This window comes from Rhizobium sp. Root1203 (genome assembly GCF_001424945.1).
In the GTDB taxonomy this organism is placed as follows: Bacteria; Pseudomonadota; Alphaproteobacteria; order Rhizobiales; family Rhizobiaceae; genus Rhizobium.
On sequence record NZ_LMCW01000001.1, the window covers coordinates 510,330 to 532,965 of the forward strand.

Genomic DNA, 22,636 nt, shown 5'->3' on the forward strand with positions numbered 1-22,636 from the left:
TCCACCATCTTCCCTGCGCAAAACAATAAGTCACAGTGGAGATCGGCATGTCTTTGGCAGCCACCGTCGAACCGGCGCTCGTCCGTCGCTACGCCAGCGATCAGATCGTAACGCTCGCCAAGCTCGTTATCGAAAACGCCTTTCAGCCCATTGTCGAGGCGGGGACGGGGGTTGCCTTCGGCTATGAATCGCTGATGCGCGGCCAGGAGCGGCTCGGCTTCAATTCGCCGGTGGAAATTCTCGACGAGGCTCACAAGAACGACCAGCTGCTGCAGCTCGAGCAGATGGTGGCGAGCCGGGCGCTCGCAAAGTTCGCCGCGCTTCCGAATTTCGCCAATGCCACGCTGTTTCTCAATCTCGACGTCCGCCTCATCCCGCATGGAGAGCGGCTGGTGGAAAGCCTGCTGCAGCATCTGAAGCTTGCAAACATCCCGCCGTCCTCGATCTGCTTCGAGTTTTCCGAGCGCTTCGACAACACCAGCGTTCCCGAATTCGCTTCTCTGGTCTCGCTGCTGCGCAAGTGCGGTTTCAAGCTGGCGATCGACGATTTCGGCGTCGGCCATGGCGAGATGAAGCTGCTCTGCGATCATCCGGTGGATTACCTCAAGATCGACCGCTTCTTCATCGCCGATATCGACAGCAACCCGCGCAAGCGTCATCTCCTGAAGAACATCGTTCATATCGCCCACGTGCTCGGCACACGCGTGATCGCCGAGGGGATCGAGACGGAGGCGGAATTCATCGCCTGCCGCGAATACGGTGTCGACCTCGTCCAGGGATGGTTCATCTCGCGCCCGACCACCCATCTGAGCGAACTGCAGCCTTCCTTCCCGCACCTGCAGGATCTCGGCAAGACCAAGCGCAACACCCAGTCTCTCGACGAAATCCTGATCCGCAAACAGATCGAGCGTCTGCCGACCGTCTACGAGAACGATGCGATCGACAGCGTCTTCGAACTTTTCCGCCGCAACCCGCACCAGGCCTATTTTCCGGTGCTGAACGCCAACGGCGAGCCGCGCGGCATTCTCCATGAGCGTCATCTCAAGGAATACATCTACCAGCCGTTCGGCCGCGACCTGCTCAAGAACAAGGTGTATGAGCGCACCATTTCGCATTTCGTCGAGATGGCGCCCATCGTCGGTCTCGATTCCGACGCCGAACAGCTGATGGCGATCTTTGCAAACATGGAAGGGAGCAACTGCCTGCTCCTGACCGAAAACATGCGGTATGCCGGCGTCGTGTCCGCGGCTTCCCTCATCAAGGTCATGAACGAGAAGAAGCTGAAGACGGCGCAGGACCAGAACCCGTTGACCGGGCTGCCGGGCAACCACGCGATCCGCGACTTCATGCGCGAATCGAGCCGTGACGACGACGAGACCCGCCACTTCTGCTATTGCGATTTCGACAACTTCAAGCCGTTCAACGATGCCTACGGCTTTCACCTCGGCGATCATGCCATCTCGCTGTTTGCAGCTTTGATGCGGCGCTATTTCTTTGCCGAGCGCCACTTCCTCGGTCACGTCGGCGGCGACGACTTTTTCATTGGCGTCCGCGGCTGGACGAAGGAGGAGCTGACCGAAATCCTCGACCGGCTGATCAGCGATTTCCATGACGACGTGCTTGATTTCTATTCCACTGCCGACCGCGCGGCAGGCCGCATTCGCGGCCATGACCGCGCCGGCGTCGACGCCTTCTTTCCGCTGATGCGCTGCTCGATCGGCGTGCTTGAGCTGCCGGAGGGGCTCGTCATCGACGATATCAACCGCGTCAGTGCCGCCATCGCCCACATCAAGGCGAAAGCGAAGGAGAGCGACGAGGGCCTCGTCTTCCACCTACTGGGCGAGGCGAATTGACGCCTCTGCCGTTTCCGCCCTTCTCAAGCCCGAACCGCTGAACTATTTCAGTTGCTTTCGGAATGAGGAGACCGGGTCATGCCACTGCCTGTCCAAATGCGTTTCGTCGATCTGCCGAGCTTCGGCGCACCCGAGGCGATGACGATCGCGACAGGGCCTCTGCCCGTTCCCGGCGAGGGCCAGCTTCTCGTCCGCACCGAGGCTGTCGGCGTCAACCGTCCTGACGTCGCACAGCGCCAGGGCAGCTATCCGCCGCCCAGGGACGCAAGTCCTGTCCTCGGCCTGGAGCTTGCCGGCGAAGTCGTCGCAATCGGATCCGGTGTGAGCGGCTACGCCCTCGGCGACAAGGTCTGCGGGCTTGCGAACGGCGGCGCCTATGCCGAATATTGCGTACTGCCGGCCGGCCAGGCTCTGCCTTTTCCGAAGGGATACGATGCGGTGAGGGCTGCGGCGCTCCCGGAAAACTATTTCACTGTCTGGGCGAACATGTTCCAGATGGCCGGCCTGACCGAGGGAGAGACCGTCCTGATCCACGGCGGCTCCAGCGGCATCGGCACGACGGCCATCCAGCTCGCGAAAGCTTTCGGCGCGCAAGTCTACACGACGGCGGGTTCCGCCGAAAAATGCGATGCCTGCGTGAAGCTCGGCGCCAAGCGCGCGATCAACTACAAGACCGAGGATTTTGCCGAGGTGATCAAGGCCGAGACCGGCCACGGCGTCGATATCATTCTCGACATGATCGGCGCCGCCTATCTGGACAAGAACCTTGCCTCGCTCGCCAGGGACGGCTGCCTGTCGATCATCGCCTTCCTCGGTGGAGCGGTGGCCGACAAGGTCAATCTGGCGCCGATCATGGTCAAGCGGCTGACGGTCACCGGTTCGACGCTGCGTCCGCGCACGGCCGAGGAAAAGCGCGCCATTCGCGACGATCTTCTCTCCCAGGTCTGGCCGCTGCTCGACGAGGGCAAGGTTGCCCCCGTCATCCACAAGACCTTCGCCTTCGAGGACGTGGTCGCCGCCCATCGCCTGATGGAAACCAGCAGCCACATCGGCAAGATCATGCTGCGTCTCTGAGCGTCAGCGATACCGCGATCGCGATCAATCCCGGCAGCGCCATGAGGATATAGAGCCAATGCGCGGCCGAAACGGTGCCGGTGATGCCGCCGGGATCGACCAGGCCGGTGCTGTTGGTGATCACGCCCACCACGGAGGCGCCGAACGCGCTGCCGAGGGACTGCACCGTCGAGATCGCAGCCGATGCCTTGTCCTGCTCCGAATTGCCGACGAGGCGCAGGATCTTGGTCACCAGGTGCGCCCATCCGAGGCCGACGCCGAAGCCCATCATGAACATGCCGACGACGGCAGGACCGAGCAGCGCAAGGTTGCCGGCCTGGTTGTCCCTGGCGAGGAAGACCGTCAGCGAGGCGACGGCGACGGTCTCGATCACGCAGCCGATCACGATCGCCGCGCTGGCGCGCCTGCCGGACAGGGTTCCGCTGATGAAGGCCGCAATGGTCCAGCCCAGCGCAACCAGCGCCGTCAGGTAGCCTGAGATCAGGGGCGTCACGCCGTGCAGCACCTGCAGGAAATAGGCGATGTAGATGTCGCTCGTCAGGACCATGATCAGCACGAACATCGTCAGATAGACGCGGGCGACCGGCTTGGTGAGCGTTACCGCACCGGATGGCAGCAGCCGGTTTTCGCTCCGCCGCTCGACCGCCAGCATCGCAGCGATTGCCGCGACCGATGCCGCGACCAGCATGGCCTTGCTTTGCGCCTCCTCGAATGTGCCGGCAAGACTGACGAAGAGCACGGCTGAAAGCAGCAGCGCGATCTGCAGGATCGGCGTCCTGCCGGCCGCCCGGTCGTCATCGGCACGCGGCAGCAACCGCGGTGCGAGCGCGGCCATCAGCAGGCAGAGCGGCACGAGCAGCATGAACGCATGGCGCCAGGCACTGCCTTCGGTGAAGACGCCGCCGAGGCTCGGGCCGAGCAGCGTCGATATCCCCCAGATCGCCGCGTAAAGCGTCGATGCCTTGCGCCAGAGCGGTTCGGGATAGGCGAAGCGGATGAAGGCATAGGCGAGGCCCGAAAGCGCGCCCGCACCGAAGCCCTGGACGGCGCGACCGGCAATCACGACAGGCATGGCAGGGGCCACCGCGCAGACCAGGCTGCCCGCCGCAAAGACGACGGCGCCGGCAACGTAGACGGTCCTGAGGCCGGTGCCGCGGGGGCGCATCGCGACGAAGATCGAACCCAGCACGGCCGCCGCCACATAAAGCGTCGTCATCCAGGAAAACAGCTCGAGCCCGCCGATGTCCCGCACCATGGAGGGGGCGATCGTCGCGGTGATATAGGTCTCGACCGCGTACAGCGTGACCCCGCCCCCGAGCATCAGTGTCGCAGGCAGAAGGGGCGTCGAGAAAAGGTGAAAGACCGAGGGCTTCTCGGATAGCTGGTCGATGCTGGTCATTGCCTATGCCTTGGTCGCTTCCCTGGAAATTACGATTTTTAGAAGTTATAGATTGGAAAATTGCACGGGCATGTTATTAAAGCAAGGAATAACTTGGAAAAATAAATGCGCCAATCCCCTGCAAACCGAATTCTGCTGGCAATCAAGACCGAGGGACCCCAACTCGCCTCCGACCTCGGCGCGGCGCTCGGGATCTCGTCGGAGGCTGCGCGCCAGCAATTGACGAAGATGGCCGAGGAGGGGCTTGTGGAGGCTGCCACCGAGGCGGCATCCGGCAGAGGGCGGCCGCGCCAGCTCTGGCACTTGACGCCAACAGGCAATGGCCGGTTCCCGGACGGCCACGCCGAACTGACCGCAAATCTCCTGACGACGCTGGTCGCGCAGCTGGGAAAGCCCGCGCTCGATGCCGTCATCGCTGCGCGCGAGGAGGAAACGCTCAGGCGCTATCGCAACCAGGTCACGGCGCCGGACCTGCCTGCCCGCGTGCGCCAGCTGGCCGCCATCCGCACCGGTGAGGGCTATATGGCCGATTGCTGGGAAGAGGCCGACGGATCGCTGCTGCTGGTGGAAAACCATTGTCCGATCTGTGCCGCGGCGACCGCCTGCGCCGGCTTCTGCCGCTCCGAACTCGAGACGTTTCGCGCCGTCCTTGTCGCCAGGGTGGAGCGTGAGGAGCATATCCTGCTCGGCGCCCGCCGCTGCGCCTACCGCATTATCGCGGTCTAGGCCGGCAGCTGAACCTGTCGCCTGCCGCTTTCGAGAAAGAGCAGCAGCCCGACCGAGGCGAGACCGACAGCCGCGGCAAGCAGCGCGGTGCCGGAATAGTCGGTAAACGCCGTTCCGGCCGCGAAGATCGACGCGCTGACGCCGTTGCTGACGAACACGTTGACCGAGATCAGCGAGCTGCCGAGCCCGGGACGATCGGCAATCAGGTCCTGCAGGTAGGTAATGGGAATGCTGAGGATCGCAGCCGCACCACAGGCATTGATGAGCACGAGGGCATAGATCTGCCAGGGCGCCGTGGCAAAGCTCAGCAGCGCCAGATAGACGCAATAGATGAGCGTCCCGACGGCAAGGATGTGAACGCTGCGGAAGCGCCGCTGCAAGGTTCCCCACATCATCATGAAGGGCATTTCCAGGAACGCCACGAGACCGGCCATGAAGCCGACGTCGACCACGGTACCGCCGGCGGCATGCGTGATGATCAGTGGCGATACCACGCCGCTCAGCCGCTGCAATCCGAGCAGCAGCGACATGATCCCGATGCGCATCAGCACGTGGGGCGAAAAGATCCTGCCGAGGGAAGAGAGGAAGCCGATCTGGTGGGAAAGCGGCCCTTCCTGTTTCGGTGCGCGCTTGGCGAGGAACAGATAGAGGCAGAAACAGGTGAGGCTTGCGAGCCCCGCAATGCCATAGGCCGGCGTCATCGATTGCGAGTTGATGAGGTAGAGGCCGATGAGGCCGGGTGCAAGCGCCCACGAACCCGAATAGAGCGCGCGCACCGTCGAGGTGATCGCGGCGGCACGTCCGCGATCCATCGTGTTTGTCGTGGCGCGAATGCTGGCGAACAGGATCGAATAGGTCGAGTTGCTGACCGGGATCAGCACCAGCACGCCGAGCATGAACACGGCCGCGGTGCGGAACTCGTAGATCAGCCCGAAGCCGAGCATGCCGCTGACCGACAGCGCCAGCACCAGGGGGCGGCGATCGCTAAGCCTGTCCGACCATATGCCCAGCGTCAGGCTGGTGGCGACGTTGACGAGCGCCGCACTGAAGATCAGCGCCGAATAGGCGCCGTCCGACAAACCGATCTCGTTGATGCCGATGATCGACTGGTAGGGGATCGTCGAGGCGTAGGTGAAGGCGAGCGCAACCAGCGTCAGCGTCGGAACGCGGATGCGACGGTCGCGGAGAATGGAGGAGAAGGCAGATGGCATGGCATGATTCCCGATGCCCCAGCTTTAGACCCGCAGGGCGCTTTCGAAAAACCAGAGTTTGTGATCTCTGCCGTCAATTCATGTGATGAATGGTCAGATGCCGTGATCGCTCGAGCGGCAGCTACGGCCGGAGTCGGCTGAAAGCCGGCTTGATGCGGGCGAATGGCCCCATGAGATTCATCCCCCGGAAAGTCGAGGATCAGCGTCGGGGTTTTCGAAGTCGAAATCGTCGCCGAGCTGGATGCCCGGCGGCCGGTCACGTCCATGGCGAATGGCGAAAATTACGAGTTCGCCCTCCCTGACTTCGTTGTCGACTAGGTACGGACCCATCACGAACCGCAATACGCCTGGGACCGGGATTCCCTCTGTACTGCGTCCCATGTCTGGGAAGCGTCTCAGCCAGTGCTTTAGTTGCTTGAGATCGTCGCTAAATTGTTGAGCGGCACGAGGATTCCTGGATTTATCTGGCCTCCGATTTTACTGCATCTACGGCATCCGGGGAGAGCGTGATCCTCAAGCCGCCGCTCCCTTGACGATCGCATCGACTTCATCGATCACGTCGTCAAAATCACGCCCTTGACCTTCGTCGACATCCCGCGTGCCTTGGCTATCTCGATTATTTCTCTGCCTTCCGCGGCCAGATATGATTTCAGAGCGCGGACGAAAACCCAGCTGCGGGTGCGATCGCAGGTTGCCGCAATCTCTTCGATTTCCGAGAGCACATCAAGCGGCAGGCGCATTGTGATTGGATCCGAAAGTTCCCGATCTGACATCGGTTTTCTCTCCATTTGTAATACAAGCATAAACCACGGTGCACTTGCGTCAAATTGCCATCGACTGAACCAGGGATGCGCCGGAGTGGCCAGGCACTTTCACAGCGCTGGCTTTTTGAGAGGCGTTCTTCCGGATCTTCTGGTGCAATCCGCAAGCTGAAAGGCGGTTGCTTTATCAGGGCCATTCGCTATGCGTGAACCGTCCCAAACGATCAGGATTCCTGCCATGGCCAACCCCGTCACCGTCGAAGTCACCCGTGGCTTGCTCGTCGAAAGCCGGCATCGCGGCGCAGTCGTCGCGGTGGATGGCGACGGCAAGGTCGTCTTTTCGCTCGGCGACATCGATGCCGGCGTCTTCCCTCGCTCGGCATGCAAGGCCATGCAGGCGCTGCCGCTGGTCGAAAGCGGCGCAGCGGACGCCTATGGCTTCGGCAACCGGGAACTGGCGCTTGCCTGCTCTTCCCACAATGGCGAGGATGAGCATGTGGCGCTTGCCTCGTCGATGCTCGCGCGTGCCGGCCGTGGCGTCGAAGCTCTGGAGTGTGGTGCGCACTGGTCATCGAGCCAGAAGACGCTGATCCACCAGGCGCGAACCGTGGACAAGCCGACGGCGCTTCACAACAACTGCTCCGGCAAGCATGCCGGCTTCGTCTGCGCCTGTTGCCATCGGGACATCGATCCGAAGGGCTATGTCGGCTATGACCATCCCCTGCAGACGGAAATCCGTGGCACGATGGAAAGCCTGACGGGCGCCGTTCTGGGCAGGGACAATTGCGGCACGGACGGCTGCTCCATCCCCACCTACGCAGTCCGGCTGCGCGGCCTGGCGCATGGCTTTGCGAAAATGGCGACCGGCGCGGGCCTCGATCCGCTCCGCGCCAAGGCGTCGCGGCGGCTGTTCGATGCCTGCATGGCCGAACCCTTCTACGTCGCCGGAACCGGCCGCGCCTGCACGGCGCTGATGCAGGTTGCCCCCGGCCGCATCTTTGCCAAGACGGGTGCGGAGGGCGTCTTCTGCGCGGCCATCCCGGAACAGGGCATTGCCATCGCGGTAAAGTGCGACGACGGCCATTCGCGCGCCGCCGAAGCCATGGTTGCGGCAACGCTCAGCCGCTTCTTCGAGAAGGATACGGCGATTCGCTCGGCGCTGAGCGACATGGCCACCGTGAGGATGCACAATTGGAACGGTATCCATGTCGGCGACATTCGCGCCACGGCTGCGCTGATCGACTAGGCCGTTTCGGAACGGCACATCTTCGCCGCCAAAGACAGAAAAGCCTAATGTATACGAAACTACAGACCGCAAGAACGAGTGCGGTTTTCCAGCTTTGCGCTACCCTCGGCCAAGTACATCGAACGCCATGAGGGCAGGATATGTTTGCAGGCCGCTATCTGTGGTGGATGCTGATCGCAATGGCGATCTTTCTGTTCTTTGCGATCTGCTTCGATTACGTCACCTGGGCTGTCGTCGCGATGTCCGGATGCGCGCGGATTGCCGGCTCCTGCGGTCCGATAATCCTGACGATGACAGGAACCGTGAAACCTGCGGGCGTCTATCTGGCAGGCGGAATCATCCTCGCCGTCACCGTTGCACGCACCCGCTATATCGGGCTGGGCTGGGCCTGGGGCTTGTCGGCCTTCATCTGGTTCGTCGCCTCGGCGCCGTTCCCGCTTTTGCTGGCGAGCGGCTGGACTGGACAGCTGAAGGCGGAAACCGTGCTGGAGAGCCTCCCAGTCGCCTTCCTGTTTCTGGTGGCCTTCTGCGCCTATATCGGCTGGTCGTTCGAGGACGGCGGCGGCAAGCCGCTCGGCCCGTGGCGCCCGCTCCGTGCGGCCATCCAGGCTTGCGCCGCTTACGGGGCGCTGATCGCGGTGGCGCAGGCGCCGGCCTTTGCGGCGTTGCCGGGGCGGTTGTTGGGTCAACCGTCGCTATCGGCCTGGCTCGAGGCGCTGCAACCGAGGCTGCGCGATCTGCTGACCTTCGGCACGGACGGCAACGGGCTCGCCTATCTCGCCTGCGGCGTCTTCGCCTCGGGCCTGATGCTCAGCCTGGTGCCGCAGAATATCGTTCAACTGGGTGCCCGCTTCCTGGCACCGTTCATGCTGCGAGGATCGCGGCATTGAGTCCGCGATAGGGCTCCAGCAGCGCCTCCGCGGCCCCTTCGGGCACGATCAGTCCGGATACTTCGGCAATCGACAGCACGTGGCAGGACGATGCGCGATCCAGTTTCTCCTCTGTCATAGGCACGTAGGTCTCGGCCGAACAGCGGGCGATATGCCGTTTGATGGCTGCCTCTTCGAAGTCCCCGGTCGATAGGCCATGCACGGGATGTGCGGCGGTCACCCCGAGAAAGAAGATGTCCGGGCGAAGCTGTGAAATGGCCGCCATCGCCGCCGCTCCGGTCACCACCATGGAATGCTTGTAGAGGCGTCCGCCGATCAGCACCACGTCAGCCGTCGGATGATGCTCGAGTTCTGCAGCAATCGTCGGGCTATGCGTCACGACGGTCATGTCGAAGCTCCGTGGCAGATGCCGGGCGATCTCCGCAGTCGTCGTCCCGCCGTCGAGAAAGATCATCTGGCCCGGCCTGACGAGGCTTGCGGCTTTCGCGCCCAGACGCTGCTTGGCTTCCAGCGATACATCCCTGCGTGTCGAAAAGTCAGCCAGCTCCGGCGAGATCGGCATGGCGCCGCCGTGTACCCGCTTCAGCAAGCCCTCCGCCGCCATCTCCCGAAGATCGCGCCGGATGGTGTCTTCGGACAGCGAAAAACCCTCGGCAACGCGCTTGGCAATCACCTGCCCGTCACGTCGGAGGATGTCGAGGATCAGCGATTTGCGTTGCGACGTCAGCATAAGCACCCGCAAATATGAACGAACGTGCATGAGTATGCACGAAATGATTCGACATTCAACAAAACTCATGCATTTTCACGTAATCCCGAGCATGAAGCCGGGAGTAGCGGAGTTCGATCATGTTGATTTTGATTGCCGGACCCTACCGGTCCGGGACGGGCGACGACCCGGCGAAGATGGCGGCAAACCTCAAGCGCCTCGAGGAGCCCTCGCACGCGTTGTTTCAAGCCGGCCATGTGCCGATGATCGGCGAGTGGGTCGCGTTGCCGATCTGGCATGCCGCCGGCGGAAAGTCGATCGGTGACGAGCTCTACGAGCAGATATTCCATCCGGTCGCGGGGCGTCTGCTGCAGCTTTGCGAAGGCGTGCTGCGTCTCGAAGGGGCATCCAAAGGTGCGGACAACGACGTGCGCATCGCCCGTGAACGCGGCATTCCCGTCTGGTACAGGCTGGAGGATGTCCCGGGCTGCGCCAAAGCCGCATGACAAGGGCCGCGTAGCGCCGGAGGCCGGCAAATCCGGCCTCGATTTCCGTATTTTCGTCAGCGGGCCGGCACGTTATAAGGGTGCCGAAACGGGAGTCGATCATGCTGACATTGTTCTTTTCGCCGGGCACCTGCTCGCTCGCAAGCCTCATCGCTCTGGAGGAATCCGGGCTTGCCTTCGAGGCGAAGAGGATTCGTTTCGCGGAAGCCGAGCAACACTCGCCGGACTACCTGAAGATCAATCCGAAGGGCCGCGTTCCGGCGCTCGCGACGGCGCGCGGCGTCGTCACCGAAACGCCCGCGATCCTGGCGTACATTGCAGCACTTGCCCCAGATGCAGGGCTTGCGCCGCTGGACGATCCCTTTGAATTCGCTCGGCTGCAGGCCTTCAACAGCTACCTCTGCTCGACCGTGCATGTGAACCATGCGCATGGCCGGCGTGGCAGCCGCTGGGCCGACGATCCCGCCGCCCACGAGGCGATGAAAGCGAAGGTGCCGGAGACGATGACGGCCAGCTTCATGCTGATCGAGGAGGAAATGCTGGCCGGGCCATGGGTCATGGGCGAACGTTTTTCCGTGGCAGATGCCTATCTTTTCGTGATGACCGGCTGGCTGCGCGGCGACGGTGTCGATCCCATGCGTTTTTCCAGGGCAACGGCCCACTATGCCCGTATGATGGAGCGCCCCGCCGTGCAGCGTGCGCTGGCGCGCGAGCAGGTCTGATCGACGAACGGGCAGCCTCGGCCGGCAGGCGCTTCGCTGCCTACCGCTTGAAGTCCGCCGCGAGTTTCTTCGGCGCGCGAAAAAGCCACGCGCCGATCAGCCGTTCCTTCAGCTCCGCATCCATAATCGCGTCGATGCGAACCGGCAGGTGCGGCCATCCCACGTAGTGATCGGTCTGGAAGTAGATGTCGGGCGCCATCTCGATCAGCTGTTCCTTGTCGTCGATCGAAATCGAAAGCACGATCGTCTCGCAGGTCTTGACCGCGACGAAGGACTTGCCGCCGACCTTGAGAGCCGGGTTCCCGTAGGACGTGCCCTCATCGACGCCGGGCAGGCCGGCCTCGGCAACCAGCCGCCGCAGGCGGCCGTATACTGTCTCCACACTGTCCGCCATGGTCCACCCCGATGGTTTCTCCTGGCGGAGCCTAGCAGATTTCGGCCGCTATGCGCATTCGCCAAGCGCTGGTTTCCCCGGCTGTGACTGCTGCTTCTGCGGGGCAAGGGGCAGGTCGGCCAATTCCGTCAGCGACATCCGTGCCAGATCCGGATGGTTCAGGGGATCCCGGCAGGGGTCGCTGTGGTAGGGTGGATCGATCGTCTCAAGGTTCAAGAAAAACTTCAGCAGTTGCATAGCACGCCTCGCTTTCCCAGGTTTCGCTTGCGTTGGTTCGAATTCGCAGTGTGTACTGGATGCTGCACTTCATTGCGGGTGAGTATCCCGACTCCCCGGCAAGTTTTCAATTGAGAATAGCAGCAGGGGCGTATAGAAAATCTATATGAGAAACCTCAATTCGGTTCATCTGAACGGTCTGCGCGCGATGGAGGCAGTGGGACGGCTGGGCTCCCTGCAGGCGGCTGCCGAAGAACTCGGCGTCTCGGTCGGCGCGGTCAGCCAGCAGGTCATCAAGGCTGAAGCGCAGCTTGACCTTGTCATTTTCGAGCGCACGCCCAAAGGGATGCTCGCAACGGAGCGGGGAGGACGGCTGCTCGCCATGCTGACGGAGGGCTTCCGCCATCTGTCGCAGGCCGTGGCGTCGACGCAGCGCAGGGACGACAGCATCCTCACCATATCGGTGGCGCCGGTCTTTGCGGCGCGCTGGCTGGTCTACCGGCTCGATCGGTTTGCGGAACACCATCCCGGCATCAGTCTGCGCATGGATGCAACGACCAGGCTCGTCAACCCGGCCCTCTGCGATGTCGACATCGGCATTCGCGTCGGCAGCGGCGATTGGCCGGATGTGAAGGCAGAGTTGCTGCTGGGGCAGGAAGTTTTTCCGGTCTGCGCTCCGGCGATGGCCGCAAGGCTGAAAGAGCCCGCCGATATCCTGGCGCTGCCGGCCATCATCGACGACCGCGCGATGTTTGCCTGGGAGGTCTGGATGCGCGAGGCGGGGCTTTCAGGCGCCGCGCTTGAGACCCGCCACGTCTTCAACGACGCATCGCTTTGCCTCGATGCCGCGATTGCAGGGCAGGGGGTCATGCTGGCCTGGCAGACGCTCGCCGGCTACGCGCTGCAGCAGGGGCAGCTGGCGGCCCCGTTCGGGATCCGCGCGAAGACCGGCTTCGGCCACTACTTCGTAACGGCCGAAGGGGTGCGCGAACCCAAAAAAGTCAGGGATTTCAAGGCCTGGATCCGCGAGGAAATGGCTGAAACCCTGAAACTCTTTCCCTGATCAGGCAGGCTCCTGCGAGCGCGTCGCCTGCATGGCGATATAGGCCGGTCGGGACTGGCAGCGCTTGATCCAGGCGTCGACATTCGGATGGGCGTCGAACAGCGCCTGTTCCGACTGTACGTAGCGCAGCACTTCGGCAAGGTTCAGGTCGGCGGCGGTGAAGCGGTTGCCGACGAGGTAGTCGTTGTCGGCAAGATGCGCGTCCAGCACGGCGAACGGCGTCTTGAGCGACCGGCAGGCAACGGCGATGGTCGCCTTGCCTTCCTCGGTATTTTCCCTCTCGTAATCATAGGTGTAGACGACCTTGACGGTCTCCGGCTCGACTTCGGTTGCGGCCCAGATCGTCCACATCGTCAGCAAACCGTCCTCTTCGACGGTTTTTCCGGCAAGGGCACCACCCTGCTTGCGGGCAAGGTAGAGCGTGATGGCCAGCGACTCGTGCATGACGAGATCGCCGTCCTTGATGCTCGGGATCAGCGACATCGGGTTGACCGCGACGAACGCCGGCGAGAGCGTGTTGATCGGCGCATCGGGCGACAGCGGATTGTCCACGCGCCTCGCCTGCAGCACAGGCACCGACTCGAACTCCAGCCCCAGTTCATTTGCCATCCAGTAGACGCGCGATGCACGCGAACGGTAGACGCCGTAGATTGTCAGCATTTCAGATCCCCTTGCTTGAAGTCAGGCAAACCTAGAGGCAGCGGTGCCGATGCGGAAGCATCCGGCGGTTATGAATCAATGAAAGCTTTTGATGCCACGACGGCGCGTGCACACGGGAAGCCCGGCTCTCAGGAGATCCGGTTGCGTTCGACGGTCAGCTGCGGATACCGGGCTTGTCCGGCGGTCGCAAGTTCGCCGGAAACCTTCTTGTCCCATTCGAAGCCGATGACGGCGCCTTGCGTGGTCTCCTGAAAGATGTTGTCGGTGATGACAACAGTGCCGGCACCGTCGGCAACCGAAACCGCGCAACCGATGGGCGCCTTGCGGATGACGTTGCCGGTGACCACCAGATTGCGCAGATAAGGTCCCCAGCCGAGCTGCATGCCCCAGCGCGGAGCGCCCTCGACGATGTTGCCGGAGATGAGCGTGTCGGCCTCCGCCGCAATCCCGACGCCGAAGCCGAGTTCGTGCGGGTAGGGTCCCTTGAGGGTGAGGTTGCGGACCACGTTGCCGGTGACGCTCGCCAGCCTGCCGCCCTGGTCGAAATTGGCGATCGAAATGCCGTTTGCGGCGCCGTCGATCATGTTTCCGGAGACCACCGCCCCCTCGAATTCGAACTCGACGTACACGGCCGTCTCGCCCGACCGGTGGCATTGATTGTCGCTTATCTGGATGTTGGAAGCGGAATTGGCGCGGATGGCGGTAAACGCGCAGTCGGAAACATGGTTGCCCGTCACCATCACGTTGTCGGCGCGGAATATGTTGATGCCGTTGCCGTTCTGTCCCGTTCCGCCGTCGTTCGCCCGGATGCGGTAGACGCGGTTGCCGCTGACGATGCTGTTGTCGGCGGCTTTCTTCCAGCGGTGGACCAGAATGCCGCCGTTGCCGCAGTCGAAGACCTCGTTGCCGGCAATCGAAAGGCCGGCGGACTCGACCGCGTAGAGGCCGGACTGCCCGGCGCCCGATATGCGGCTCCGTTCGATCCGCCCGCCGCAGCGCTCGAGCTGCAGCCCATGTTTCCGGCTGCCCCCGATCTCGCAATTGTCGATCAGCACCTCGTCCACGCCCGTAAACTGCAGAAGCGCCCCGGCATAGTCGCCGAGCCAGCGGTTCTGCCCGTCGATGACGATGTTGGAAAGCTCGATCCGCCTGACGTTTTCGGCCGAGAAAAGGTGTCCGTCCCCGGTATAGACGATCCGCGATGCGCCCGGGACGCCTGTTATGCGCGTATTGTCCGGCAGGCTGAGATTTGAGACCTTGTAGGTGCCGGGCGGCAGGAACACGGGCACGTTGTTCCGCGATGCGTCGTCGATCATGCGCTGCAGGCTGCCGCTCTTCCGGTCGCCCCCGTCGGGAACCGCTTTGTACCGGACGGCATCGATCGAACCGCGCAGCTCGGGCTGTCGTGTCGACCCCAAAGCACGCGGCGCCGACAGAGCCGCCGTCGCGACGGCTGCGAGCCGAAGAAATTCACGCCGCGACGGTATCGTTAAGGACCTGTTCATTGCATCGGACAAGCAGGAAACGTGCCGGAAATTCTGTATCGTTCCGGAACACGTTGAGCGGCCCACCGGATAAACTGCGTCGTGTCGCCCGGGCCTCTGGCCCTTCCGTCATTTCCCGCTATCTTCCCGCCCATGAGACCTGACGCATTGCTCTATCCCGCGCCCGAAGGCCTTTATTGCCCGGAAGGGGCATTCTATGTCGATCCGGTGCGGCCGGTGGAGCGCGCGCTGATTACCCACGGCCATTCGGATCATGCGCGCTCGGGTCACCGCCATGTGCTGGCAACGCGCCAGACGCTCGACATCATGCGCATTCGATATGGCGACGGGTTCTGCGAAAGCGAGCAGGCGGCAGCCTTCGGAGAGGAGCTGATGGTCAACGGCGTGAAGGTCAGCTTTCATCCCGCCGGTCACGTGCTCGGCTCCGCACAGATCGCCATCGAAAAGAGCGGCACGCGCATCGTCGTGTCCGGAGACTACAAACGCCGTCCCGATCCGACCTGTGACGCCTATGTGCCGGTGGCCTGCGATGTCTTCATCACGGAGGCGACCTTCGGCCTGCCGGTGTTCCATCATCCCGACCCCGCCGGTGAAATGGCGAAGCTCTACGCCTCGCTGCGCCAGTTCCCCGAGCGCACCCATCTGATCGGTGCCTATGCGCTCGGCAAGGCGCAGAGGGTCATCCGCCTGCTGCGCGATACCGGCTATGATGAGCCGATCTACATCCACGGGGCCATGGACAGGCTCTGCGACTATTATGTGGGGCAGGGGATCGAGCTTGGCGAGCTGCGGCCGGCAACCATAGAAACCACGGACAAGGCCGTTTTCAAGGGCGCAATCGTCGTCGGCCCGTCCTCGGCCTTCGCCGATCGCTGGGCGCGGCGCTTCAACGAACCGCTGCCCGCCTTCGCCTCCGGCTGGATGATGGTACGCCAGCGCGCCAGGCAGCAGGGCGTCGAGCTGCCGCTGGTCATTTCCGACCATTGCGACTGGCCGGAGCTGACCGAGACCATCTCCGAGCTGCACCCCGGCGAGGTCTGGGTCACCCACGGCCGCGAGGAGGCGCTGGTTCGCTGGTGCGAACTGCAGGGCATCAAGGCAAGGCCCCTCCATCTCGTCGGCTACGAGGACGAGGGGGATTGAGGCCGATGTGCTGGATTGTTTGCGAAGTCTCCCCACAAAACCCTCCCCACAAGGGGGAGGGGCTAAATCGCGGCGGCCCCTTGTTCCCGTCCGGCCGCGATTTTTGGCGCGATGTTGTGGATGGAATTGCAAGGGCGCGGCATCGAAGCCCCTCCCCCTTGGGGTTGGGGAGGGGTCTTCGCTCCCCCTTCTCCCCGCCGGAGAGAAGGGAAGGAGGCGCCTCATGAAAGCCATCGCCGACCTGCTCGATCGCCTGGTGCTCACCCCCAGCCGCAACGGCAAGCTGAAGCTGCTCGCCGATTACTTCGGCGACAGCCCGGATCCCGACCGCGACCACGGCGACCTTACCGAGACGATCGCACTGGTCTGGAACAACCGGGAGGATATCGAGCGCGCCCCTTGCTCCCCCTTCTCCCCGTCGGGGAGCCCGATAGGGCGGAAGAGGGGGGTGAGACGCGGAGGCGTCGAGCAACGGCCGCACCCGCAACGCCGGCGTCCTGCCCCGACGCCCCCTCATCCGACCCTTCGGGCCATCTTCTCCCCGTCGGGGAGAGGGGAAGGAGGCTCTGAATGAAAGCGTTCGCCGACCTCCTCGATCGCCTCGTGCTCACCCCCAGCCGCAACGGCAAGCTGAAGCTGCTCGCCGATTATTTCCGCGACACGCCCGACCCCGACCGCGGCTATGGGCTCGCCGCCATAGCCGGCACGCTGGAGGTCAGGAACGTCAAGCCGGCGATGTTGCGCGAACTCGTGCTGGAACGCATGGACGAGGTGCTGTTTCGCTATTCCTACGACTATGTCGGCGACCTTGCCGAGACGATCGCGCTGGTCTGGGACAATGAAAGGGATATCGAGCGGTCGGCGCTTGCCCAGCCGCGGCTTGGCGACGTCGTTGTGCGGATGAATTCGCTGGGGCGCACGGAGGTGCGCAGCTTCGTCCGCGATTTGCTCGACCACCTCGACGCCTCGGGTCGCTTCGCCTTCATCAAGCTCGCGACCGGTGCGCTGCGCATCGGCGTTTCGGCGCGCCTCGCCAAGCAGGCGCTTGCCGACATGGGCAGCAAGGACGTGACCGAGATCGAAACGCTCTGGCATGGCCTGCAGCCGCCCTACGAGAGCCTGTTTGCGTGGCTGGAGGACCGGGGCGGAAAGCCGGTGCTGGCGACGCCGGCGATATTTCACTCCGTCATGTTGGCCAATCCGGTGGGCGAAGGCGACTTCGACGGCCTGGACCCGGCCGACTACGCCGCCGAGTGGAAATGGGACGGTATCCGCGTGCAGCTGTCGCGCTCTGGCGAGACCCGAAAGCTCTATTCCCGCTCCGGCGACGACATCTCGGCTTCCTTTCCCGATATCGTCGACGCCATCAGCTTCAACGGCGTGCTGGACGGCGAACTGCTGGTTGGAGGCACCGCGCGCTCCAATAGCCCGACGCGCACCTTCTCCGACCTGCAGCAGCGCCTCAATCGCAAGACGGTGACCCCCAGGATGCTCGAGGAATATCCGGCCTTCATCCGCGCCTACGACCTGCTCTTCGACGGGGAGGAGGACATCCGCGCGCGCTCCTATGGCGATCGCCGCGACCGCCTTTCCGATATCGTCGAGCTGGCGCCGCACGAGCGTTTCGACCTCTCGCCGCTGGTGGACTTCACCTCGTGGGAGGAGCTAGACCGGTTGCGTTCGGCCCCGCCCGATCCCGTCATCGAAGGCGTCATGATCAAGCGACGCGACAGCATCTACCAGGCGGGCCGGCTGAAGGGGCCGTGGTTCAAGTGGAAGCGCAATCCGTTCAATGTCGATGCGGTGCTGATGTATGCCCAGCGCGGCCATGGCAAGCGCTCCAGCTACTATTCGGATTTCACCTTCGGCGTGTGGACGGAAACTCCCGATGGGGAACAGCTCGTGCCGGTCGGCAAGGCCTATTTCGGCTTCACCGACGCCGAGCTGGAGGTTCTCGACAAATTTGTCCGCAACAACACCACCGAGCGCTTCGGCCCGGTGCGTGCCGTCAGGGCCGACAAGGAGTTCGGTTTCGTCGTCGAGGTCGCCTTCGAAGGCATAAACCGGTCGAATCGTCACAAATCGGGCGTCGCCATGCGCTTTCCCCGAATCGCCCGATTGCGGCCCGAAAAGCCGTCCTACGAGGCCGATCGTCTCCAGACCCTCGTCGCGATGATCGACGCCAAGGCGGAATGACCGCATTTTCTGGCGCAAAATGACGCAGCCGCCGGTGCCTCAACACAATGTGTGTTGGCGAAGATGCGGGTCCGGTGCACTTTTCCAAAGTGCCGGCGAAATTGCCGGCAATACGGAAGAGTGCAATGACGACAGACAAGTACGATACCTTCCTGCGCCAGCGTCGCCTGCTTCTCGCGGGCATGGCCGGCGCCCTCATTCTTCCGCGCGTGGCAAACGCCTTCGATGTTCCCGCCGAGCCGCGACTGATTAGCCGCGACTACGCAAAGGTTCGCAATCGCTTCCGCACCAGGCTGCTGCAGAAGGGGCCGGCCCCCGACAAGTACGAACCGCTCGATGCGCCGTCCGGTGCGGACAAGATCTTCTACCGTTCGGGCTATGGCGGCGAACTGGAGCTGGTCGCCTGGGTGTCGAAATACAAGCGCGAACGCAAGCCGCAACCGGCGGTGCTCTTCCTGCACGGCGGCAACGCGATGGGCGTGGGCCACTGGAACCTGATGGGTCCCTATGTCGATGCGGGCTGTATCGTGATGATGCCGTCGCTGCGCGGCGAAAACGGCCAGATGGGAAACTTCTCCGGCTTCTATGACGAGGTGGACGACGTCCTTGCCGCCGCGGAACGACTTGCCCATCTTCCGGGCGTCGATTCGAGCCGGCTCTTCATCGCCGGCCACAGCATCGGCGGAACGCTGGCCATGCTTGCCGCGATGAGCAGCCACAAATTCCGGGCGGCGGCACCGATTTCGGGCAATCCCGATGCCTTCCGCTTCTTCAACCGCTATCCCCAGGACATTCGCTTCGACGACCAGAACAAGCACGAGTTCGAGGTGCGCAGCGCGCTCTGCTATGCGCAGAGCTTCAAATGCCCCGTCCGGGTGGTCCACGGAACCGACGAGGCGCACTTCAACGACCGCGCCGGCCTGCTCGCCAGCCGCGCCCGCTCCGCCGGAGTGCGCATCGAGACGGATACGGTCACCGGCAACCATACCTCGGCTCTGCCCGACGAGATCAAGCAAAGCATCCGGTTCTTTCACGGCGTGACGGCGTAGCCGCCACGGGGTGCCGGCGTAGCCGCCACGGGGTGCCGGCGTAGCCGCTGCCCAAAGGAGCGATGTCACCAGCTTCGCGCCAGCCGCATCTGCCATCTTTGCCGCAATTATACGTGTCGCTGTCATCGATGAGGGTGGTTTTATGAATGGTCTCAGCCGGCTGTCGTCCATTGCCGGGCTTGCTGTTGCGGCTCTGTCGCTGAGCGGTTGCAACATCCTTGTTCCGGATACCGGCGCAACCGACCCCGCCCGGTTCGCACAGGAGACGTCGCCGGTGTTCTATAATCCGCCGGGCGTCGATCCCATGCGCGTCAGGGCCTTGCAGGATGCGCCGGTGCCGCAGAGGCGCGAGATCGAGCCGCCGACGCTGTACAATCAGACCTACGGTCTTCCGGGCGGCAACTATAGTCGGACCTACGGCCTGCCGGCCACCAATCCGGTGAGCAGCGCCATGTATGGCCAGGTGCGCGACAATGATTTTACGCTGCCGGCCATTCCCGTCAGCCGCATCGATCCGCAATACATGCGCCAGGAAGTGGCCTATCCCTCAAACGAGAAGCCCGGCACGATCGTCGTCGACACCAAGACAAAGCATCTCTATTTCATCGAGCCCGGCGGCAAGGCCATGCGTTATGGCGTCGGCATCGGGCGCGAGGGCTATGCCTGGTCCGGCCGCGGTGTCATCCAGTGGAAGCAGAAATGGCCGCGCTGGACGCCGCCGGCCGAAATGGTGTCACGCCAGCCGGACGTCCGCGCCTTCTCCGCGGAAAATGGCGGCATGAACCCCGGGCTCGGAAACCCGCTCGGCGCGCGGGCGATGTATATCTTCAAGAACGGCGAGGATACGCTTTATCGCATCCACGGAACGCCCGACTGGCAGTCGATCGGAAAGCAGACCTCGTCGGGCTGCGTGCGCATGCTGAACCAGGATGTCGTCGACCTCTACGATCGCGTTCCGGCCAAGGCCGCGATCGTGGTGATGTAGCCGCGCAACAGGGCACGCGAGAACGTCTGCCCAAGTGGGGACACGAGTTCGTGAGGTTATGGTTTATTTAGCGCAAGGGGATATTTTCATTCCTGTCGTCGCCGGCCCTGTCTTCCGGCGTAGAACACTCTCCAGGGAAACGCGTCCGCAGTTCCCGTGCTAAAGGAAACCAGACCCGCGCATGAGCTTTGAAAAAACGATTTCCCGCCGCAGCTTTCTGTCGCTTTCAGCGATGACGGCGGCTTCTGCGCTGGCAGGCTGCGCGTCCACCTCCGGCACCGGCACACCCGTCGGCCAGCCGATGTCCTTCCCCAATCCGGTTCGCGCTTTTCAGACGGTACCGGCGCCCACCGACGCGGAACTGGCCGTCATGTACGGCCCGATCGAGGATGGCGGGTTCCTGATCCCCGCCGTGCCCTTCCAGCAGATCGACCCGCGCTTCTATCGCCAGCAGGTGATCGATCCGACAGGCCAGCCTGCCGGCACGATCGTCGTCGATACGCCGTCGCGCTTCCTCTATCTGGTCCAGCCCGGCGGCACTGCGATGCGCTACGGCGTCGGTATCGGCCGCGAAGGGTTCGCCTGGGAAGGCTCCGGCGTGATCCAGTGGCGTCAGAGATGGCCGCGCTGGAAGCCGCCGAACGAAATGGTCGCCCGTCAGCCGGAGCTTGCCAAATACTCGATCGAGAACGGCGGCATGGAGCCGGGCCTGAAAAACCCGCTCGGCGCCCGCGCGCTCTACATCTTTTCGAACGGCGAGGACACGCTCTATCGCCTCCACGGCAATCCGGACTGGCGCTCGATCGGCAAGGCCGTTTCGTCCGGCTGTGTCCGTCTGCTGAACCAGGACATCATCGACCTCTACGACCGCGTGCCGAACAAGGCGCCGGTCGTGGTCCTGCAGTAAAACAACGTTGGCCTCTTTCCCGCGAGGGAGAGAGGCCCTCCTCGCGTTGCGCCGACCTCCGACAGGCGACATCAGAACCAGAACGACGACTTCGCCGTCTCGGCTTTGACCTCGGAGCGGGTAAGCCCGATATCGTCCAGCTGTTGATCGGTCAGTTCGGAAAGCGCCTGGCGGCTGCGGCGCTTCTCGCTGATCCCGAGCAGCGTCCTGCTGATCCCGAGCAGCGTCCTGCTGATCCCGAGCAGCGTCCTGCTGGTCCCGATCAGCGTCCTGCTGATCCCGTCCGCCGCGATCGCCAAAGTGCGAGCGACAGCTTTGAAGCGCAGCGAGGGAGATCGAGAGAGACGGTTTTCCAAGGCGTTGTGCCCGTTGCGAGACGTGTCCGTTGTCATGCTGTTCAATCTCCGATGTGGCTTCCCCTCACGATGCGCTGGATGTTTTCCCTAAGGAAGCTTATGTGTCTTATGCAAAGCATAAGAGAAACTTTCGATGGCATTTAGCTTCGACCAACTGCAGACCTTTGTTCACGTCGCTGAACTCGGCAGCTTTACGGCGGCGGCTGACAAGGCCGGCATAACGCAGCCGGCGGTCAGTCTGCAGGTGAAGCTCCTGGAGCAATGGTTCGGCGTGCGTCTTGTCGAACGCGTCGGAAGGCGCGCGCAGCCGACGGCCGCCGGCCTCGATCTCCTGGCATACGCGCGGCGTATCCTGCAGGAACTGGCCCAGGCCGAGGAGGCGATGGCGCCGCATAAAAGCGGGCTTGCCGGGCGAGTGCGCATCGGAAGCGGCGCGACCGCCTCCATCCACCTTCTGCCGCTGGCCATCTCAAGGGCAAAGGCAAAAATGCCGGGACTGGAAATTACTCTGCGCATCGGAAACACTGACGATATCCTGCGCGACCTGGAATCGAACGCCCTCGACCTGGCCGTGGTCACCTTGCCGGCCTCCGGCCGATCCTTCGTGATTGAGGAGTTCTATGACGACGAGCTTCTCGTGGTCGCTCCCCGAGGTTCGACGATGCCGGCCGAAGGGCCGGATGCCGCCTTTCTGGTGGCGAAGACGCTTCTGCTTTACGAGGGCGGAAACACGCGCCGAAGCATCGACGGTTGGATGAACGCAGCAGGAGTGACGACGCGGCCGGCCATGGAGTTCGGAAGCGTCGAGGCCATCAAGGAGCTTGTGGCGGCAGGGCTTGGCTGGTCGATCCTGCCGGCGTTGGCTTTGAGGCGTGATCGGGCAGGGTTTCTTGTGACGTCGCCCGCCAATCCCCGGCTCGTCCGTGGGCTCGGCATGGTCGTACGCCGGGACAAGCATCTGAGCCGGGGGCTGAGAGAAATGATGAAATCGCTTCGCGAAGTCGGCTCGCGCGGCGATAGAGCGCCGGCATAGCCGGATGCTGCCTCTATGGCGCCCGCACGCGC

The 22,636-nt window shown here is 63.2% G+C and carries 23 protein-coding genes and 2 pseudogenes; 15 read left to right on the forward strand and 10 right to left on the reverse strand.

Annotated features, from left to right (window positions below; translation table 11 throughout):
- Nucleotides 1-47: 47 nt before the first annotated feature.
- On the forward strand, nt 48-1,853 hold the full coding sequence (locus ASC97_RS02525) for a GGDEF domain-containing protein (protein ID WP_057466764.1): 1,806 nt from the start codon (nt 48-50) through the stop codon (nt 1,851-1,853).
- 78 nt (nt 1,854-1,931) lie between these two features.
- Nucleotides 1,932-2,927 (forward strand): NAD(P)H-quinone oxidoreductase, encoded by a 996-nt coding sequence (locus ASC97_RS02530; protein ID WP_057466765.1) that lies wholly within the window; start codon nt 1,932-1,934, stop codon nt 2,925-2,927.
- On the opposite strand, the gene ASC97_RS02535 is transcribed toward ASC97_RS02530, so the two are convergent.
- Complete coding sequence (locus tag ASC97_RS02535) at nt 2,911-4,326, reverse strand: MFS transporter (protein WP_057466766.1); 1,416 nt, start codon at nt 4,324-4,326, stop codon at nt 2,911-2,913. The two genes, ASC97_RS02530 and ASC97_RS02535, sit on opposite strands and share 17 nt — an antisense overlap.
- Before the next feature lie 105 nt (nt 4,327-4,431).
- On the opposite strand from ASC97_RS02535, the gene ASC97_RS02540 reads away from it, so the two are divergent.
- Nucleotides 4,432-5,052, forward strand: coding sequence for a helix-turn-helix transcriptional regulator (locus ASC97_RS02540; RefSeq protein ID WP_057466767.1), 621 nt, complete (start codon nt 4,432-4,434; stop codon nt 5,050-5,052).
- On the opposite strand, the gene ASC97_RS02545 is transcribed toward ASC97_RS02540, so the two are convergent.
- The 3 genes and pseudogenes from ASC97_RS02545 to ASC97_RS02555 all read right to left on the reverse strand — a co-directional run bounded on the left by ASC97_RS02545 (nt 5,049) and on the right by ASC97_RS02555 (nt 7,036).
- Nucleotides 5,049-6,263, reverse strand: coding sequence for an MFS transporter (locus ASC97_RS02545; protein ID WP_057466768.1), 1,215 nt, complete (start codon nt 6,261-6,263; stop codon nt 5,049-5,051). The genes ASC97_RS02540 and ASC97_RS02545 overlap by 4 nt on opposite strands.
- 177 nt (nt 6,264-6,440) lie before the next feature.
- Complete coding sequence (locus ASC97_RS02550; RefSeq protein WP_244481388.1) at nt 6,441-6,662, reverse strand: type II toxin-antitoxin system RelE/ParE family toxin; 222 nt, start codon at nt 6,660-6,662, stop codon at nt 6,441-6,443.
- Between the two features lie 114 nt (nt 6,663-6,776).
- A pseudogene (locus tag ASC97_RS02555) lies at nt 6,777-7,036 on the reverse strand (CopG family ribbon-helix-helix protein).
- 226 nt (nt 7,037-7,262) lie between these two features.
- Between ASC97_RS02555 and ASC97_RS02560 the strand changes: the two are divergent.
- Together ASC97_RS02560 and ASC97_RS02565 are read left to right on the forward strand one after the other, a co-directional pair.
- A complete protein-coding gene (locus ASC97_RS02560) occupies nt 7,263-8,270 on the forward strand; it encodes an asparaginase (RefSeq protein WP_057466985.1) in 1,008 nt (335 codons plus the stop codon).
- A 140-nt stretch (nt 8,271-8,410) separates the two neighbouring features.
- Nucleotides 8,411-9,160, forward strand: coding sequence for a hypothetical protein (locus ASC97_RS02565; protein WP_057466769.1), 750 nt, complete (start codon nt 8,411-8,413; stop codon nt 9,158-9,160).
- On the opposite strand, the gene ASC97_RS02570 is transcribed toward ASC97_RS02565, so the two are convergent.
- Entirely contained in the window at nt 9,135-9,890 is a 756-nt protein-coding gene (locus ASC97_RS02570) for a DeoR/GlpR family DNA-binding transcription regulator (protein WP_057466986.1), read from the reverse strand. The two genes, ASC97_RS02565 and ASC97_RS02570, sit on opposite strands and share 26 nt — an antisense overlap.
- A gap of 119 nt (nt 9,891-10,009) precedes the next feature.
- Between ASC97_RS02570 and ASC97_RS02575 the strand changes: the two genes are divergently transcribed.
- Both ASC97_RS02575 and ASC97_RS02580 read left to right on the forward strand, forming a co-directional pair.
- Nucleotides 10,010-10,375 (forward strand): hypothetical protein, encoded by a 366-nt coding sequence (locus ASC97_RS02575; RefSeq protein WP_057466770.1) that lies wholly within the window; start codon nt 10,010-10,012, stop codon nt 10,373-10,375.
- A gap of 101 nt (nt 10,376-10,476) precedes the next feature.
- Nucleotides 10,477-11,097, forward strand: coding sequence for a glutathione S-transferase family protein (locus ASC97_RS02580; protein ID WP_057466771.1), 621 nt, complete (start codon nt 10,477-10,479; stop codon nt 11,095-11,097).
- A gap of 40 nt (nt 11,098-11,137) precedes the next feature.
- On the opposite strand, the gene ASC97_RS02585 is transcribed toward ASC97_RS02580, so the two are convergent.
- Complete coding sequence (locus tag ASC97_RS02585; RefSeq protein WP_057466772.1) at nt 11,138-11,491, reverse strand: MmcQ/YjbR family DNA-binding protein; 354 nt, start codon at nt 11,489-11,491, stop codon at nt 11,138-11,140.
- Between the two features lie 48 nt (nt 11,492-11,539).
- Nucleotides 11,540-11,728 carry a hypothetical protein gene (locus ASC97_RS02590; protein WP_057466773.1) on the reverse strand — a complete coding sequence of 63 codons (189 nt, stop codon included), beginning with the start codon at nt 11,726-11,728 and terminating at the stop codon, nt 11,540-11,542.
- A 145-nt stretch (nt 11,729-11,873) separates the two neighbouring features.
- On the opposite strand from ASC97_RS02590, the gene ASC97_RS02595 reads away from it, so the two are divergent.
- Nucleotides 11,874-12,770: a LysR substrate-binding domain-containing protein gene (locus ASC97_RS02595; RefSeq protein WP_057466774.1), complete on the forward strand. Its 897-nt coding sequence runs from the start codon at nt 11,874-11,876 to the stop codon at nt 12,768-12,770.
- Here ASC97_RS02595 and ASC97_RS02600 read toward each other — a convergent pair whose 3' ends face one another.
- A complete protein-coding gene (locus tag ASC97_RS02600) occupies nt 12,771-13,430 on the reverse strand; it encodes a glutathione S-transferase family protein (RefSeq protein ID WP_057466775.1) in 660 nt (219 codons plus the stop codon).
- Nucleotides 13,431-13,558: 128 nt separating this feature from the next.
- Complete coding sequence (locus ASC97_RS02605) at nt 13,559-14,917, reverse strand: TIGR03808 family TAT-translocated repetitive protein (RefSeq protein ID WP_057466987.1); 1,359 nt, start codon at nt 14,915-14,917, stop codon at nt 13,559-13,561.
- Nucleotides 14,918-15,067: 150 nt separating this feature from the next.
- Here ASC97_RS02605 and ASC97_RS02610 point away from each other — a divergent pair, with 150 nt between their 5' ends.
- The 6 genes and pseudogenes from ASC97_RS02610 to ASC97_RS02635 all read left to right on the forward strand — a co-directional run bounded on the left by ASC97_RS02610 (nt 15,068) and on the right by ASC97_RS02635 (nt 21,215).
- On the forward strand, nt 15,068-16,078 hold the full coding sequence (locus tag ASC97_RS02610) for a ligase-associated DNA damage response exonuclease (RefSeq protein ID WP_057466988.1): 1,011 nt from the start codon (nt 15,068-15,070) through the stop codon (nt 16,076-16,078).
- A 223-nt stretch (nt 16,079-16,301) separates the two neighbouring features.
- A pseudogene (locus ASC97_RS34420) lies at nt 16,302-16,475 on the forward strand (cisplatin damage response ATP-dependent DNA ligase); the annotation flags it as partial.
- Between the two features lie 173 nt (nt 16,476-16,648).
- Nucleotides 16,649-18,274 carry a cisplatin damage response ATP-dependent DNA ligase gene (locus ASC97_RS02620; protein ID WP_057466777.1) on the forward strand — a complete coding sequence of 542 codons (1,626 nt, stop codon included), beginning with the start codon at nt 16,649-16,651 and terminating at the stop codon, nt 18,272-18,274.
- A 125-nt stretch (nt 18,275-18,399) separates the two neighbouring features.
- Entirely contained in the window at nt 18,400-19,323 is a 924-nt protein-coding gene (locus tag ASC97_RS02625) for an alpha/beta hydrolase family protein (protein WP_057466778.1), read from the forward strand.
- 142 nt (nt 19,324-19,465) lie between these two features.
- Nucleotides 19,466-20,308: a L,D-transpeptidase gene (locus ASC97_RS02630; protein ID WP_057466779.1), complete on the forward strand. Its 843-nt coding sequence runs from the start codon at nt 19,466-19,468 to the stop codon at nt 20,306-20,308.
- A 181-nt stretch (nt 20,309-20,489) separates the two neighbouring features.
- Nucleotides 20,490-21,215 (forward strand): L,D-transpeptidase, encoded by a 726-nt coding sequence (locus ASC97_RS02635; RefSeq protein ID WP_057466780.1) that lies wholly within the window; start codon nt 20,490-20,492, stop codon nt 21,213-21,215.
- Between the two features lie 71 nt (nt 21,216-21,286).
- Here the strand turns inward: ASC97_RS02635 and ASC97_RS36145 are convergent, their stop codons facing one another.
- Nucleotides 21,287-21,607, reverse strand: coding sequence for a DUF1127 domain-containing protein (locus ASC97_RS36145; protein ID WP_082529853.1), 321 nt, complete (start codon nt 21,605-21,607; stop codon nt 21,287-21,289).
- 97 nt (nt 21,608-21,704) lie between these two features.
- Here ASC97_RS36145 and ASC97_RS02645 point away from each other — a divergent pair, with 97 nt between their 5' ends.
- Nucleotides 21,705-22,604: a LysR family transcriptional regulator gene (locus ASC97_RS02645; RefSeq protein WP_057466781.1), complete on the forward strand. Its 900-nt coding sequence runs from the start codon at nt 21,705-21,707 to the stop codon at nt 22,602-22,604.
- Nucleotides 22,605-22,636: the final 32 nt, after the last annotated feature.

Bases quoted from the DNA above. Each gene is read 5' to 3' on its own strand.
- ASC97_RS02525 (WP_057466764.1), top strand. From the start codon at position 48: ATGTCTTTGGCAGCCACCGTCGAACCGGCGCTCGTCCGTCGCTACGCC.
- ASC97_RS02530 (WP_057466765.1), top strand. From the start codon at position 1,932: ATGCCACTGCCTGTCCAAATGCGTTTCGTCGATCTGCCGAGCTTCGGC.
- ASC97_RS02535 (WP_057466766.1), bottom strand. From the start codon at position 4,326: ATGACCAGCATCGACCAGCTATCCGAGAAGCCCTCGGTCTTTCACCTT.
- ASC97_RS02540 (WP_057466767.1), top strand. From the start codon at position 4,432: ATGCGCCAATCCCCTGCAAACCGAATTCTGCTGGCAATCAAGACCGAG.
- ASC97_RS02545 (WP_057466768.1), bottom strand. From the start codon at position 6,263: ATGCCATCTGCCTTCTCCTCCATTCTCCGCGACCGTCGCATCCGCGTT.
- ASC97_RS02560 (WP_057466985.1), top strand. From the start codon at position 7,263: ATGGCCAACCCCGTCACCGTCGAAGTCACCCGTGGCTTGCTCGTCGAA.
- ASC97_RS02565 (WP_057466769.1), top strand. From the start codon at position 8,411: ATGTTTGCAGGCCGCTATCTGTGGTGGATGCTGATCGCAATGGCGATC.
- ASC97_RS02570 (WP_057466986.1), bottom strand. From the start codon at position 9,890: ATGCTGACGTCGCAACGCAAATCGCTGATCCTCGACATCCTCCGACGT.
- ASC97_RS02575 (WP_057466770.1), top strand. From the start codon at position 10,010: ATGTTGATTTTGATTGCCGGACCCTACCGGTCCGGGACGGGCGACGAC.
- ASC97_RS02580 (WP_057466771.1), top strand. From the start codon at position 10,477: ATGCTGACATTGTTCTTTTCGCCGGGCACCTGCTCGCTCGCAAGCCTC.
- ASC97_RS02585 (WP_057466772.1), bottom strand. From the start codon at position 11,491: ATGGCGGACAGTGTGGAGACAGTATACGGCCGCCTGCGGCGGCTGGTT.
- ASC97_RS02590 (WP_057466773.1), bottom strand. From the start codon at position 11,728: ATGCAACTGCTGAAGTTTTTCTTGAACCTTGAGACGATCGATCCACCC.
- ASC97_RS02595 (WP_057466774.1), top strand. From the start codon at position 11,874: ATGAGAAACCTCAATTCGGTTCATCTGAACGGTCTGCGCGCGATGGAG.
- ASC97_RS02600 (WP_057466775.1), bottom strand. From the start codon at position 13,430: ATGCTGACAATCTACGGCGTCTACCGTTCGCGTGCATCGCGCGTCTAC.
- ASC97_RS02610 (WP_057466988.1), top strand. From the start codon at position 15,068: ATGAGACCTGACGCATTGCTCTATCCCGCGCCCGAAGGCCTTTATTGC.
- ASC97_RS02620 (WP_057466777.1), top strand. From the start codon at position 16,649: ATGAAAGCGTTCGCCGACCTCCTCGATCGCCTCGTGCTCACCCCCAGC.
- ASC97_RS02625 (WP_057466778.1), top strand. From the start codon at position 18,400: ATGACGACAGACAAGTACGATACCTTCCTGCGCCAGCGTCGCCTGCTT.
- ASC97_RS02630 (WP_057466779.1), top strand. From the start codon at position 19,466: ATGAATGGTCTCAGCCGGCTGTCGTCCATTGCCGGGCTTGCTGTTGCG.
- ASC97_RS02635 (WP_057466780.1), top strand. From the start codon at position 20,490: ATGAGCTTTGAAAAAACGATTTCCCGCCGCAGCTTTCTGTCGCTTTCA.
- ASC97_RS36145 (WP_082529853.1), bottom strand. From the start codon at position 21,607: ATGACAACGGACACGTCTCGCAACGGGCACAACGCCTTGGAAAACCGT.
- ASC97_RS02645 (WP_057466781.1), top strand. From the start codon at position 21,705: ATGGCATTTAGCTTCGACCAACTGCAGACCTTTGTTCACGTCGCTGAA.